The sequence below is a fragment of the Rossellomorea vietnamensis NBRC 101237 genome, from assembly GCF_001591825.1.
Classification (GTDB): domain Bacteria; phylum Bacillota; class Bacilli; order Bacillales; family Bacillaceae_B; genus Rossellomorea; species Rossellomorea vietnamensis.
In genome coordinates this window covers 1-14822 of the sequence record NZ_BCVQ01000046.1, presented here as the reverse complement: position 1 = coordinate 14822, position 14822 = coordinate 1, and the positions used below count along the sequence as shown (strand labels likewise).

The window sequence follows — 14822 nt, the reverse complement described above, 5'->3', positions numbered from 1 at the left end:
AAAAGAAAGGGTGGGAGAATGAGATCATACAAAGACTCTAATTATGTCATTGCCATTCAAATGTCTACGATACTGAAAGGGACGCTGATCTTCATTGCAGGATTGCTCTCTGTTTTTTCGATGGTCGGCATCCTCACCTCCTTCAACCCTGAATATAGAATAACGTCGAATTCGTTGAATCAAGCGGCTTCCAGTGTGAAGGGTGAAACATTATATAAAATATTGGCTCTGGAAAACCGGTCCTTTAATCAAATATTGACAGAAGAGGAGCAGGCCCTCCCAAGCTTCTCATCCATCTTCTTTCAGGTGGCGACCAACGTAAGTTTCGAAGATCCCCGGAGCTTTCTCGGTCGTGAATTGCCGGGTTTCTCGATTTTCGACGGGGATATCCTGGTGGCAGGGGAAGGGACGGACTTCACGAATATGCCGATTGAATCGGTCCCCCCACCCGAAGTCCTGGAATCTGAAAATGAAGCGCAACTCAAAAATGTCGGTGATCTCAAAGAAACCAATCAAAAAGGCGGGGACGTAGCGCCGCCATTATCCACAGGAAATAAAAAGACGGTCCTTCTTTACTTCACCCATACGAGGGAATCCTACCTGCCTTATCTGGAGGGAGTGACGAATCCGGATTCCGCCATGCATTCCAAGATCAATGTCACCAGGGTGGGTGAAATGGTGAAGACGGGATTAGAGGACGAGGGGATTGGGACAAGCATCGATAAGACCGATGTCATCCAAAACCTAAACCATAAGGGACTTGACTACTGGGCAGCTTATCAGGAGTCACGGCCGCTGGTGCAGGCTGCCATGACCAGCAATAAAGATTTGTTGTATATGGTGGATATTCACCGGGATTCACAGAGAAGAGACATGACGACCGTGACGATAGGCGGAAAACCCTACGCGAAGCTTGCATTTGTTGTAGGGGAAGAGCATCCGAACTATGAACAGAACCTGAAACTGGCAACCGAACTTCATAAGCGATTGGAATCAAAATATAAAGGGATTTCACGTGGAGTCATAGCGAAAAAGGGCAGTGGCACAAACGGTAAATTCAATCAGGATCTTTCCGGAAACGCCATGCTCCTTGAATTCGGAGGGGTGGATAATACATTTGAGGAACTGGAGAGGACGGCAGACGCTTTCGCTGATGTATTTGCAGAATATTATTGGCAGGCAGAAAAGGTGGATGGTTCCCTCAAGACCCCTGCGGTAAGACAGTAATGAAAAGGATGGATGAACATGACGAAATTCTTTTTTAAATGTGCATTTCTCATAACGGCATTATTTATCGGAGTCTTGATCGGAATGCAATATGCCAATCAAGGAATCGTGGATATGAAGGGACATGAACAGCAGAACTTCACCTCTCCTGTCGACGTCAACCAGAATGTGGAGGGAAATGTCGAGGCATCGTTCCTCGGGAATGAGGTAGATTCCAAAACCCTGACTGAAAAAAAAGAGAAGCTAGAAGAAATGAAAGCCTTTAATGTATTTTCTTCCATCGGAAAAGTAATAGCGGATACCATCGAAAGCATCACCAATAAAATAGTGGACGTCATTGCTTCGCTCATTTAAACGTAAAAGAAGGCCCTATTGAAGCCTTCTTTGTTATGTTTTACGTCACAGTTCGATTCGCGGAATACAAGGAAATCGGTCAATTCCCAATAGGCCTTTTAGTTTACATTGAATAATGTATAGTCTACTGCTATAATTCAAAATAGTGTACATGTGTGGAAATAACAGGAGTTGAACGAATAATGAACCGTGAAGAGAAATTAGAGAGACAAACGAGAATTAGAAACTTTTCCATTATAGCTCATATCGACCATGGGAAATCTACCCTTGCCGATCGTATATTAGAAAAGACGAAAGCATTGACGGCACGTGAAATGAAGGCCCAATTGCTGGATTCCATGGACCTTGAGAGAGAGCGTGGAATCACTATCAAATTAAACTCTGTGCAATTAAAGTATCAGGCAAAGGATGGGGAAGAATATATTTTCCATCTGATTGATACACCGGGGCACGTAGACTTTACATACGAAGTATCCCGTAGTTTAGCGGCTTGTGAGGGAGCTGTCCTTGTAGTGGACGCCGCTCAGGGGATTGAAGCCCAGACGCTTGCAAACGTGTATCTTGCCTTGGATAATAACTTGGAAATCCTGCCCGTCATCAACAAAATCGACCTTCCGGCAGCCGATCCCGAGAGAGTTCGCCAGGAAGTGGAAGACGTCATTGGTCTGGACGCATCCGAAGCGGTCCTTGCATCAGCCAAAGCCGGAATCGGGATTGAAGAGATCCTCGAGCAGGTTGTAGAAAAGGTGCCGGCTCCAGAAGGGGATCCAGATGCACCATTGAAAGCCCTTATCTTTGACTCTTTATATGACGCCTACCGGGGAGTCGTTGCCTACATCCGTGTGATGGATGGAAGCGTCAAGGTAGGGGATAAGGTCCGCATGATGGCGACAGGGAAAGAGTTTGAAGTGACCGAGATCGGTGTTTTCACTCCGAAAGCGACGGGTCAGAAGGAATTGACGGTCGGGGATGTTGGATATTTGACTGCAGCAATCAAGAACGTCGGGGACACCCGTGTAGGGGATACGATCACACTTGCCGATCAACCTGCACAGGAAGCATTGCCTGGTTATCGACGAATGAACCCGATGGTTTACTGCGGTCTATATCCGATTGATTCAAATCGTTATAACGATCTCCGAGAAGCGCTTGAAAAGCTTGAATTAAATGACTCTGCCCTTCAATTCGAGCCTGAAACTTCACAGGCATTAGGATTTGGATTCCGTTGTGGATTCCTCGGTCTTCTTCATATGGAGATCATTCAGGAACGGATCGAACGGGAATTCAAGATCGACCTGATCACGACTGCGCCTAGCGTAATCTATCATGTGAAATTGACGGACGGTGAAGAAGTGAAGGTGGATAACCCATCCATGATGCCGGATCCACAAAAGGTCGATCATGTGGAAGAACCTTATGTTAAAGCAACGATCATGGTTCCGAACGATTATGTAGGTGCCGTCATGGAGCTTTGTCAAGGAAAGCGCGGAAACTTCATCGATATGCAGTATATGGATGATACCCGGGTGAACATCGTCTATGAAATCCCGCTAGCTGAAATTGTATATGACTTCTTCGACCAGTTGAAATCGAATACGAAAGGGTATGCTTCATTTGATTATGAGCTCATCGGATACAAGGAATCCAAGCTTGTGAAAATGGATATCCTGCTGAACGCTGAAAATGTCGATGCCCTGAGCTTTATCGTTCACCGTGACTTTGCTTATGAACGCGGGAAGCTGATTGTTGAGAAATTGAAGGAATTAATCCCGAGACAACAATTCGAAGTACCCGTACAGGCAGCGATCGGACAGAAGATTGTAGCAAGATCGACCATTAAAGCGATCCGTAAGAACGTACTGGCAAAATGTTACGGTGGGGATATCTCCCGTAAACGTAAGCTTCTTGATAAACAAAAAGAAGGTAAAAAACGTATGAAGTCCGTTGGGAATGTTGAAGTTCCGCAGGAAGCCTTCATGGCCGTCCTGAAAATGGATGATACGGATAAAAAATAATCGTCATGCAGATAAAGGGGGAAAGTGGCTTGTTTTTCAAGCACAGCTTACCCCCTTTTCTCTATGAATGCCCCCAAAGGAGGGATAATCTTGGTAAAATCAGCTTATATTCATATTCCTTTTTGTGAACATATCTGCCACTATTGTGATTTTAATAAAGTTTTCCTGGAAGGCCAGCCCGTAAATGAATACTTAATCAGCATGGGTCAGGAAATGAAACATAGAGTCTCAGCTTCTGAGAAACTGGACACAATCTTTGTCGGAGGTGGTACGCCGACGTCATTGGATGCTAGTCAGCTCGATACGCTGTGTGAATCCATCACGACCCATTTGCCCTTTGAAAATGGTGAATTCACCTTCGAAGCAAACCCTGGTGATCTAACACAAGATAAACTTCGTGTGCTAAAGGATCACGGTGTGAACCGGTTGAGTTTTGGGGTTCAATCCTTCAATGATGACCTGTTGAAAGGAATCGGTCGTACCCATAAAAGCAAAGATGTCTATACGTCAGTAGAAAACGCTCAAAAAGTAGGGTTCTCAAACATCAGCATCGATTTGATCTATAGTCTTCCAAGGCAAACGGAAGAAGATTTTCAGGATACACTGACAAAAGCTCTTGACCTGGATCTTCCTCATTACTCAGCCTACTCGCTCATCGTAGAGCCGAAAACGGTTTTCTATAATTTGATGAGAAAAGGTAAGTTGTCACTGCCGTCACAGGATCAGGAAGCAGCCATGTACGAGATCCTGATTGAAACGATGGAGAAGTATGGGATCAATCAATATGAGATCAGTAACTTTGCCAAACCGGGATTTGAAAGCAAACACAATCTCGTTTACTGGGACAATAATGAATATTATGGTTTAGGAGCAGGTGCACACGGTTATATAAACGGAGTACGTTATTCCAACTATGGACCGCTCAAAAAATACATGGACCCGATTTCAGAAGGTTCTCTTCCGACCATCCAGGAGCATGGAGTCACCAAAGCCGAAATGATGGAAGAAGAAATGTTCCTCGGGTTGCGTAAAGTCGAAGGCGTAAGTAAAACCACATTCCAACAAAAATTCGGATCCAGCATAGAATCCGTCTTTGGCCCATCCATCGAAGAAATGGAAAAACGCGGACTGCTCTCAGTAAATGAAGAGAGAATAGCACTTACAAAACAAGGGCGCTTTTTAGGGAATGAAGTTTTTCAATCATTCCTGGGTGTAATTTAATTGCTTCAATCTAATATATTGACATCCCTTTACTGATTTGATAATTTATTAATTAGATTTAGCACTCATCTTAGTAGAGTGCTAACAGGGGTGATGAACGTTGTTAACAGATCGACAACTTCTAATTCTTCAAGTGATCATTGATGATTTTATTCTTTCTGCCCAGCCTGTCGGTTCGAGGAGCTTATCTAAAAAAGATGAGATCTCATTCAGTTCTGCTACGATCCGAAATGAAATGGCAGATCTTGAGGATTTGGGCTTTATCGAAAAAACCCACACTTCCTCAGGTCGCGTACCGTCAGAAAAGGGCTATCGATACTATGTGGATCACTTGCTTTCTCCACAGAAATTAAAGAAGAATGATGTGCATGCACTACGCTCCATCTTTACCGAGCGCATGTATGAATTGGAGAAAGTGGTTCAGAAATCGGCGAAGATCCTTTCAGAGCTGACCAATTATACAACCATTGTATTAGGGCCTGATTTAAAGGAAAACAAGTTGAAAAAAATTCAACTGATTCCTCTTAACAAAGATACGGCCATTGCCATCATTGTCACGGATAACGGACATGTTGAAAATAAGCTGTTCCATATCCCGCCGACAATGGATGCCTCCGAGCTTGAAAAGCTTGTACACATATTAAATGACCGCTTGACTGGTGTTCCGATCAGTGAGCTGAACGATAAAATCTTTAAGGAAGTCGCTCTTTTACTCAAAGAGCATATACAGAATTATGATTTTATCCTCCACTCCCTAACGGATTCCTTTAATCCAACGGTCACGGATAAGCTGTTCTTCGGAGGTAAGACCAATATCCTGAATCAGCCTGAATTCAACGATGTACAAAAAGTCCGCATGCTTCTTGAAATGATTGAACAGGAAGAGAGCATCTATAACCTGATCCGTCCATCTGCCACAGGTGTGAACATTAAGATCGGGAAAGAAAACGATCATCTTGCTATGGAGAATTGCAGTCTCATAACCGCTACTTATTCAATTGGCAAAGAACAATTAGGTTCCATTGCGATCATCGGGCCTACCCGGATGGAGTATTCCCGTGTCGTCAGTTTACTTAATTTCTTCTCAAACGATATGTCCAAGGTTCTGACGAAGCTGTATCAAAGCGGGGATTAGTGGACATATTGTATAAAGGAAAATAAGGCCCCGAAAGTGCGTCTCTACAGACGTTTCGGAGCCTTCATATGAGCGCTTTAAAGGATCACATTTTTAAGGAGGTGAATGTTATGTCTGAAGAAACGAAACAAGAGCAGCAGGAAGCGAAAGAGGAAAAAGGCGAAGCGGTGGAAGAAGTGTTCGCTGAAGAACCTCAAGCGGATGAAGTGCTTGAAGAGCAGCAAGAATCAGATGAGCTTTCACAATTAGAGGAAAAGCTGAATGAGTCTGAAAATCGTTATCTTCGTTTAAGAGCGGATTTCGATAATTTCCGCCGTCGCATTAACGTGGAAAACGAATCGAAGGAAAAATATCGTGCTCAAGGACTGATTACGGAACTATTACCGGCACTGGATAATTTCGAACGTGCTTTGAATATAGAAGCTGATAATGAGCAAACGAAACAACTGCTTCAAGGAATGGAAATGGTTCACAGAAGTCTTGTAGAAGCCCTTAAGAAAGAGGGAGTGGAACCGATTGAAGCGGTAGGTCAGGAGTTTGACCCTCATATGCATCAAGCTGTGATGCAGGTGGAAGATGAAAACTACGATAGTAATATCGTTGTCGAGGAATTCCAAAAGGGATACAAACTGAAAGACAGAGTAATTCGTCCTTCTATGGTGAAGGTCAGTCAATAAACAAGACATTACATATACAAAACAGGGAGGATTCTTACTATGAGTAAAATTATCGGTATTGACTTAGGTACAACAAACTCATGTGTATCAGTACTTGAAGGCGGAGAGCCGAAGGTCATTGCAAACGCAGAAGGAAACCGCACAACTCCTTCAGTCGTAGCGTTCAAAAATGGTGAAAAGCAAGTTGGGGAAGTAGCAAAGCGCCAAGCGATCACAAACCCTAACACAATCATCTCAGTGAAACGTCACATGGGAACGGACCATAAAGTAGAAGCAGAAGGAAAAGAATATACGCCACAGGAAATCTCAGCTATGATCCTTCAACACTTGAAATCATATGCAGAGGATTATCTTGGGGAAACAGTTGAAAAAGCGGTTATCACAGTACCAGCTTATTTCAATGATGCAGAACGTCAAGCAACAAAAGACGCAGGTAAAATCGCAGGTCTTGAAGTTGAGCGTATCATCAATGAGCCGACTGCTGCAGCACTTGCTTACGGACTTGACAAAATGGATCAAGACCAGACGATCCTTGTATACGACCTTGGTGGCGGTACATTCGACGTATCCATCCTTGAACTTGGTGACGGAGTATTCGAAGTACGTTCGACTGCCGGTGACAACCGTCTTGGTGGAGACGACTTTGACCAAGTGATCATCGATTATCTTGTTGCTGAATTCAAGAAAGAGAACGGAATCGATCTTTCTAAAGATAAAATGGCTCTTCAACGTCTAAAAGACGCAGCTGAGAAAGCGAAGAAAGATCTTTCAGGAGTGACTTCAACTCAAATTTCACTTCCATTCATCACGGCTGGAGAAGCAGGACCACTTCACTTGGAAGTGACTCTTTCAAGAGCGAAATTCGATGAAATCTCTTCTGACCTTGTTGAGCGTACAATGGGACCAACTCGTCAAGCAATGAAAGATGCTGGTCTTTCTGCAAGCGAAATCGATAAAATCATCCTTGTTGGTGGATCAACTCGTATCCCTGCCGTACAGGAAGCGATCAGAAAAGAAACTGGTAAAGAGCCATCTAAAGGTGTTAACCCTGACGAAGTTGTAGCAATGGGTGCAGCAATCCAAGGTGGAGTTCTGACTGGTGACGTAAAAGACGTTGTATTACTTGACGTTACACCACTATCACTTGGTATTGAAACAATGGGTGGCGTATCCACGAAGCTGATCGAGCGTAACACGACGATCCCGACGTCTAAATCCCAAACATTCTCAACTGCCGCTGATAACCAAACGGCTGTTGACATACACGTATTACAAGGTGAGCGCCCAATGGCTGCCGACAACAAAACGCTTGGACGTTTCCAATTAGCGGACATTCCACCGGCACCTCGTGGAGTACCACAAATCGAAGTGAAATTCGATATCGATAAGAACGGTATTGTGAATGTTAGTGCGAAAGATCTTGGAACAGGTAAAGAGCAAAACATCACAATCAAGTCTTCAACTGGCCTTTCAGATGATGAAGTAGAACGCATGGTGAAAGAAGCCGAAGAAAATGCCGAAGCAGATAAGAAACGTAAAGAGGAAGTTGAACTTCGCAACGAAGCCGACCAACTTGTTTTCCAAACGGAAAAAACGTTAAAAGATCTTGAAGGCAAAGTAGAAGAAGATGAAGTGAAAAAAGCGGAAGATGCGAAAGCTGAACTGAAAGAAGCGATCGAGAAAGATGATCTTGATCTTATCCGCGAAAAGAAAGACTCATTGCAGGAAATCGTTCAAAGCTTAACGATGAAGCTATATGAGCAGGCTCAAGCGGAAGCTCAGGCAGCTCAAGGCGCTGAAGGTGAAGCTTCGAAAGATGACGATGTGGTCGACGCTGAATATGAAGAAGTAAATGACGACAAGAAATAATCAGGTGTAAACGAACGAAAAAGTCAAAGTCAGGGCGGTTCTTGGCTTTGACTTTTTCTATGATTGAAGGAAACCTTCAATCAACAGACACAAACTAAAGTAAGGAATGTTGAGTTTTTATTGATAATAGTCGAAGCTCAATGTTAAAATAACCTTTATGCAAAGGATTCGGGAGTGGTGTTTTAATGAGTAAACGGGACTATTATGAGGTTCTTGGGGTAGGAAAAGACGCCTCAAAAGACGAAATGAAGAAAGCATACCGCAAGCTCTCCAAAAAATATCATCCGGATATTAATAAAGAAGCGGATGCGGATGAAAAGTTCAAAGAAATATCGGAAGCGTATGAAGTGTTGAGTGATGATCAGAAGCGCGCTCAGTATGATCGTTTCGGACACACGGACCCTAACCAGGGATTCGGCGGCGGCGCAGACTTTGGCGGCGGCGGTTTCGGCGGTTTCGAGGATATCTTCAATACATTCTTCGGTGGAGGCGGCGGAGGCCGCAGAAGAGATCCGAATGCTCCCCGTCAAGGAGCGGATCTTCAATACACGATGTCTCTGACATTTGAAGAAGCGGTATTCGGGAAAGAAACCGAAATTGAAATTCCGAGAGAAGAAGAGTGTGATACATGCCACGGTTCGGGAGCGAAGCCCGGGACAAAGGTCAATACATGTTCTCACTGTAATGGATCCGGTCAATTGAATGTCGAGCAGAATACACCATTCGGCCGCATTGTGAACAGAAGGGTTTGTCACTACTGTAACGGTACAGGTAAGCAAATCAAGGAAAAATGTTCAACGTGTGGCGGTGCGGGTAAAGTACAGAAACGTCGTAAGATCGCGGTCAAAATTCCTGCTGGTATCGATGATGGTCAGCAGCTTCGCGTGACAGGTCAAGGGGAACCGGGTATCAATGGCGGCCCTGCAGGTGACCTGTATGTGGTTTTCCATGTCCGTTCACATGATTTCTTCGAACGTAACGGAGATGACATCTACTGCGAAATGCCTGTAACGTTTGCCCAAGCAGCATTGGGTGATGAAATTGAGGTACCGACCTTACACGGTAAAGTAAAGCTGAAAGTCCCTGCAGGAACTCAGACGAGTACGAGATTCCGTTTGAAAGGCAAGGGGGTTCCGAATGTCCGTGGTTACGGCACGGGGGATCAGCATGTACAGGTGAAAGTGGTCACGCCTTCCAAATTGACGGATAAGCAGAAACAATTATTGAGAGAATTTGCAGACATCAGCGGTCAAATTCCCGATGAACAGCATGAAAGCTTCTTTGATAAAGTAAAAAAGGCCTTTAAAGGCGAATAACTAAAGAGCGGAGTTGGTAGATCAATGAAATGGTCAGAAATCAGTATTCTTACAACGAATGAAGCGATTGAGCCGATTTCAAACATTCTTCACGAATCAGGGGCAAGCGGTGTGGTCATTGAAGACCCTGCCGAATTAGTTAAGGAAAGAGAAGATATGTTCGGGGAGATCTACCAACTCAACCCTGATGACTACCCAACTGACGGCGTCATGGTCAAAGCCTATCTGCCCGTTAATAGTTTCCTTGGTGAAACCGTTGACGAGATCAAACAGGGAATCACGAACCTCGTTACGTATGATATCGACATTGGTGAAAACAAAGTGGAGATCTCTGAAGTAAATGAGGAAGAGTGGGCGACGGCTTGGAAAAAATATTACCACCCGGTGAAGATTTCCGATAAATTTACGATTGTCCCAACCTGGGAAGAATATACTCCGGTTCATAGTGATGAACTCATCATTGAACTGGATCCTGGCATGGCATTTGGAACGGGGACGCATCCCACTACCGTCATGTGTATCCAGGCACTTGAGCGGATCGTAAAAGAACATGATTCCGTCATTGATGTGGGTACGGGTTCAGGTGTGTTATCCATTGCATCGGCTCTATTGGCTGCAGACCAGGTACGTGCCTATGACCTGGATGAAGTTGCGGTTCGTTCAGCAAGGCTGAATGTTAAGCTGAACAAAGTACAGGAAACGGTATCGGTGGATGCCAATAATCTATTGAACGGGGTGACCGGGCAGGCTGATGTAATCGTGGCGAACATCCTGGCTGAAATCATCCTGCGCTTTACTGAAGACGCATATGAGCTTGTGAAACCGGGTGGATACTTTATCACTTCCGGAATCATACAGCCTAAAAAGCAGGAAGTACGTGACTCTTTGGAGGCTGCCGGTTTCCAGATCGAAGAGATCATGGTAATGGAAGACTGGGTTGCGATCATCGCGGTCAAGCCTGAATAAAACAAAGTAAAAACGGTGGAGTTGAAACTGTATGCAACGATATTTTATAGAAGACCTATATCGAAAAAATGATCCGATTATGATCACGGGGGATGATTATCATCATATTGTCCGTGTCATGAGGATGAAGGAACAGGATGAAGTCTTCGTTGTCTTCAAGGATCAGGCATCAGCGATCACCCGTATTGAAACGATTACCAGTGACGCAGTCAAGCTATCAATAGTACAATGGGAAACATCGACGAAAGAATTACCAATTAAAGTAACCATTGCGAGCGGACTGCCGAAAGGGGATAAATTGGAGTTGATTTTCCAAAAGGGAACAGAGCTTGGAGCCACTCAATTTATCCCTTTTAATGCGGATCGCTCCATTGTGAAATGGGACGAAAAAAAAGCAAAGAAAAAGACAGACCGATGGGAAAAGATCGTGAAGGAAGCGGCAGAACAGTCCCATAGACTTCTCGTCCCTGATGTCTCTGCACCCGTTTCAATGAAACAATTGATTCAAATAGGAAGTCAGTTCGATTATAAACTTGTCGCATATGAAGAAGAAGCACGCGCCGGTGAGAAAGGGAACCTGTCAAAGATGTTGTCCTCCATCGGTAACGGGCAAAGTGTACTGGTCGTATTCGGCCCTGAAGGTGGACTATCTGAGAAAGAAATAGAGCTGTTGAAAAGCGGGGGCTTTCTTACATGCGGCCTTGGCCCGAGGATCCTCCGAACGGAAACTGCTCCATTGTATGTTCTCTCAGCCATCAGCTATCAATTAGAACTTATGAGGTGATTGCAATGCCATCAGTAGCGTTTCACACTCTAGGGTGTAAAGTGAACCACTACGAAACTGAAGCCATCTGGCAACTATTTAAAGAAGAAGGATATGAACGTGTAGAATATGACTCGATCGCAGATGTGTATGTCATCAATACATGTACCGTAACCAACACAGGAGATAAGAAAAGCAGGCAGGTCATCCGCCGTGCCATCCGGAAAAATCCTGACGGGGTCATCTGTGTAACAGGGTGCTATGCCCAAACGTCCCCAGCAGAAATCATGGCCATCCCCGGAGTCGATGTCGTTGTCGGCACACAGGATCGCAGGAAAATGCTTACGTATATCGAGGAATACAAAAAAGAACGTCAACCGATCAATGGCGTCACAAACATCATGAAAAATCGGGTGTACGAGGAATTGGATGTCCCGGCATTCACGGACCGTACCCGTGCGTCCCTTAAAATCCAGGAAGGCTGCAATAATTTCTGTACGTTCTGTATCATTCCATGGGCACGCGGATTAATGAGATCCCGCGATCCTGAAGAAGTCATTCACCAGGCTCAGCAGCTTGTTGATGCAGGATACAAAGAAATTGTCCTGACAGGGATCCATACAGGCGGATACGGAGAGGACATGAAAGACTACAATCTTGCTATGCTCCTTAAAGATCTTGAGCAAAAGGTGAAAGGTCTCAAGAGAATACGCATATCTTCCATTGAAGCGAGTCAATTGACGGATGAAGTCATAGAAGTGATCGATCAATCCGATATCGTGGTAAGGCATCTGCACATTCCGCTTCAATCGGGATCCAACACGGTTCTAAAAAGAATGCGCCGAAAATATACGATGGAATTCTTTGCCGAGCGTTTAGAGAAGCTTAAAAAAGCGCTGCCTGGTCTTGCCGTCACGTCCGACGTCATTGTCGGTTTTCCTGGTGAAACGGAAGAAGAATTCATGGAAACCTATCATTTCATCAAAGAACATAAATTCTCTGAGCTTCACGTTTTCCCTTATTCAAAACGAACAGGCACGCCCGCAGCCCGTATGGACGATCAGATTGATGAGGACATCAAGAACGAACGCGTCCACCGTTTAATTGAATTGTCGAACCAATTAGCGAAAGAATACGCTTCAGAGTTCGAAAACGAAGTGCTTGAAGTAATCCCTGAAGAAATCTATCAGGATGACCTCTATGTAGGATACACGGATAACTACTTGAAAGTGGTATTCCCTGCAACGGAAGACATGGTTGGGAAGCTTGTGAAAGTGAAACTCACCAAAGCGGGTTATCCCCTGAATGAAGGCCAATTTGTGCGGATACTTGAAGAATCAGAAGAAAAAGCAGCCATTTAATGGATGAAGGCACCTGACGTTTCGCTCGGGTGCCTTGCATTTATTTTCGCACAATAATACTTTGTAACCACTTTCTTTTTTGGGTTAGAATCGAATTATCTATTGATTAGTGAAGAAGAAGGTTGTAAACTAGTATTGTTAATGGAATATTTGAAAAGAGTCTTTTTTTTAAACGATAGTGCAAACGATTGCATTAAATGTAAGCGTTTGTATCTTACTATACTTTGATGAGGTGTTACGATGAAAATGGCATGGCGTAAAGAGGCAGTGGGATACCAAATCTATCCAAGAAGTTTCCAGGATTCAAACGGAGACGGAATCGGGGACTTACAGGGAGTCATCCAGCGTTTGGATTATATTAAAGAGTTAGGGATCGATGTGATTTGGATCTGTCCGATGTATAAATCCCCTAATGACGATAATGGGTATGACATATCGGATTACCAGGATATCATGGAAGATTTCGGAACGATGGAAGACTTCGACCAGCTATTGAAAGAAGTTCATAATAGGGATATGAAGCTGATCATTGACCTTGTTTTGAATCATACCAGTGATGAGCATCCTTGGTTCATCGAGTCAAAGAGTTCCAAGGACAACCCAAAGCGTGATTGGTATATTTGGAGAGATGGCGTGAAAGGGAAAGAACCGAATAACTGGGAAAGCATCTTCGGGGGATCTGCCTGGCAGTATGATGAAGAAACGGACCAATACTTCCTCCATGTCTTCTCGACGAAGCAGCCAGATCTGAACTGGGAAAACGAAGAAGTGCGTGAGGCACTATATAATACGGTGAATTGGTGGCTGGATAAAGGAATCGACGGGTTCAGAATCGATGCCATCAGTCATATTAAAAAACGGGCGGGTCTGCCGGATATGCCGAATCCGAAGAAGGAAAAATACGTTTCTTCCTTTGACATGCATATGAATCAAAAAGGGATCCATACGTTCCTTCAGGAGTTCAAGGATCGTACGTATGCCAATTATGACGTGATGTCGGTTGGAGAAGCTAACGGTGTGAAAGCAGATGAAGCGGAACTATGGGTCGGTAAAGAGAACGGAAAGATGGATATGATCTTTCAATTCGAACATCTTGGATTATGGGATGCAGAAACCAATCCGGATCTCGACATCGTGGAATTGAAAAAGGTGCTTACGCGTTGGCAGAAAGGGCTGGAAGGAAATGGATGGAATGCCCTCTTCATCGAAAATCACGATAAAGCCCGCGTTGTTTCGACTTGGGGCAATGACAAGGAATACTGGAAAGAAAGTGCAACAGCGATGGCAGCCATGTATTTCCTGATGCAGGGGACACCTTTCATCTATCAGGGCCAGGAAATCGGCATGACCAACGTTCAATTTCCTTCCATCGAAGACTATGATGATGTAGCCGTAAAAAATCTATATCGTCTTAAACGTGAAGAAGGAGTGCCTCATCAAGACATCATGGATATCATCTGGGCTTCCTCCCGTGATAACAGCAGAACACCGATGCAATGGTCAGCAGGGGAAAACAGCGGATTCACAACCGGGACACCTTGGATGAAAGTCAATCCAAACTATAAGACGATCAACGTAGAGGCGCAGGATAAAGACGAAAACTCCATTCTGAACTTCTACAAGAAAATGATTCAACTTAAGAAAAGGGAAGACGTCTTCACGTATGGAATCTATGATCTGCTCCTTGAAAAAGACAAGCAAATCTATGCCTATACCCGCACTGGAGAAAACACATCCATGGTCGTCATCACAAACCTTTCCACAAAGAATGCCGTTTGTGACCTTGGTAAACGAAACGTATCATCTGAGAACCTTCTATTGAACAACTATGAAGTGGAGAACCATGGAGAATTGAGCAAATTAACCCTCAAACCATACGAGGCGAGAGTATACCGACTAAAATAATCGTGTTACACCG

The 14822-nt window shown here is 44.2% G+C and carries 12 protein-coding genes; all 12 read left to right on the top strand.

The features are described 5' to 3' along the window. Window positions 1-18 precede the first annotated feature (18 nt). Window positions 19-1227, top strand: coding sequence for a stage II sporulation protein P (gene spoIIP, locus BVI01S_RS17840; RefSeq protein ID WP_034757452.1), 1209 nt, complete (start codon window positions 19-21; stop codon window positions 1225-1227). An 18-nt stretch (window positions 1228-1245) separates the two neighbouring features. After that, on the top strand, window positions 1246-1581 hold the full coding sequence (locus tag BVI01S_RS17835; RefSeq protein WP_224519485.1) for a DUF3679 domain-containing protein: 336 nt from the start codon (window positions 1246-1248) through the stop codon (window positions 1579-1581). A gap of 182 nt (window positions 1582-1763) precedes the next feature. After that, on the top strand, window positions 1764-3596 hold the full coding sequence (lepA, locus tag BVI01S_RS17830) for a translation elongation factor 4 (RefSeq protein WP_061811131.1): 1833 nt from the start codon (window positions 1764-1766) through the stop codon (window positions 3594-3596). A 63-nt stretch (window positions 3597-3659) separates the two neighbouring features. After that, window positions 3660-4817, top strand: a complete 1158-nt coding sequence (gene hemW, locus BVI01S_RS17825; protein ID WP_156477356.1) for a radical SAM family heme chaperone HemW — start codon at window positions 3660-3662, stop codon at window positions 4815-4817. A gap of 100 nt (window positions 4818-4917) precedes the next feature. Next, window positions 4918-5952, top strand: a complete 1035-nt coding sequence (gene hrcA / locus BVI01S_RS17820) for a heat-inducible transcriptional repressor HrcA (protein ID WP_034757462.1) — start codon at window positions 4918-4920, stop codon at window positions 5950-5952. Window positions 5953-6062: 110 nt separating this feature from the next. Continuing rightward, complete coding sequence (grpE, locus tag BVI01S_RS17815) at window positions 6063-6629, top strand: nucleotide exchange factor GrpE (protein ID WP_034757465.1); 567 nt, start codon at window positions 6063-6065, stop codon at window positions 6627-6629. 39 nt (window positions 6630-6668) lie between these two features. Continuing rightward, a complete protein-coding gene (gene dnaK / locus BVI01S_RS17810; RefSeq protein ID WP_034757468.1) occupies window positions 6669-8498 on the top strand; it encodes a molecular chaperone DnaK in 1830 nt (609 codons plus the stop codon). Window positions 8499-8683: 185 nt separating this feature from the next. Continuing rightward, window positions 8684-9814, top strand: a complete 1131-nt coding sequence (dnaJ, locus tag BVI01S_RS17805) for a molecular chaperone DnaJ (protein WP_034757470.1) — start codon at window positions 8684-8686, stop codon at window positions 9812-9814. Between the two features lie 24 nt (window positions 9815-9838). Continuing rightward, window positions 9839-10780: a 50S ribosomal protein L11 methyltransferase gene (gene prmA / locus BVI01S_RS17800; protein ID WP_034757473.1), complete on the top strand. Its 942-nt coding sequence runs from the start codon at window positions 9839-9841 to the stop codon at window positions 10778-10780. A gap of 31 nt (window positions 10781-10811) precedes the next feature. Continuing rightward, window positions 10812-11564, top strand: a complete 753-nt coding sequence (locus BVI01S_RS17795) for a 16S rRNA (uracil(1498)-N(3))-methyltransferase (RefSeq protein ID WP_034757474.1) — start codon at window positions 10812-10814, stop codon at window positions 11562-11564. 5 nt (window positions 11565-11569) lie between these two features. Continuing rightward, window positions 11570-12904 (top strand): tRNA (N(6)-L-threonylcarbamoyladenosine(37)-C(2))-methylthiotransferase MtaB, encoded by a 1335-nt coding sequence (mtaB, locus tag BVI01S_RS17790; RefSeq protein ID WP_034757477.1) that lies wholly within the window; start codon window positions 11570-11572, stop codon window positions 12902-12904. A gap of 240 nt (window positions 12905-13144) precedes the next feature. After that, on the top strand, window positions 13145-14809 hold the full coding sequence (locus BVI01S_RS17785) for a glycoside hydrolase family 13 protein (protein WP_034757480.1): 1665 nt from the start codon (window positions 13145-13147) through the stop codon (window positions 14807-14809). The last annotated feature ends 13 nt before the right edge of the window (window positions 14810-14822 follow it).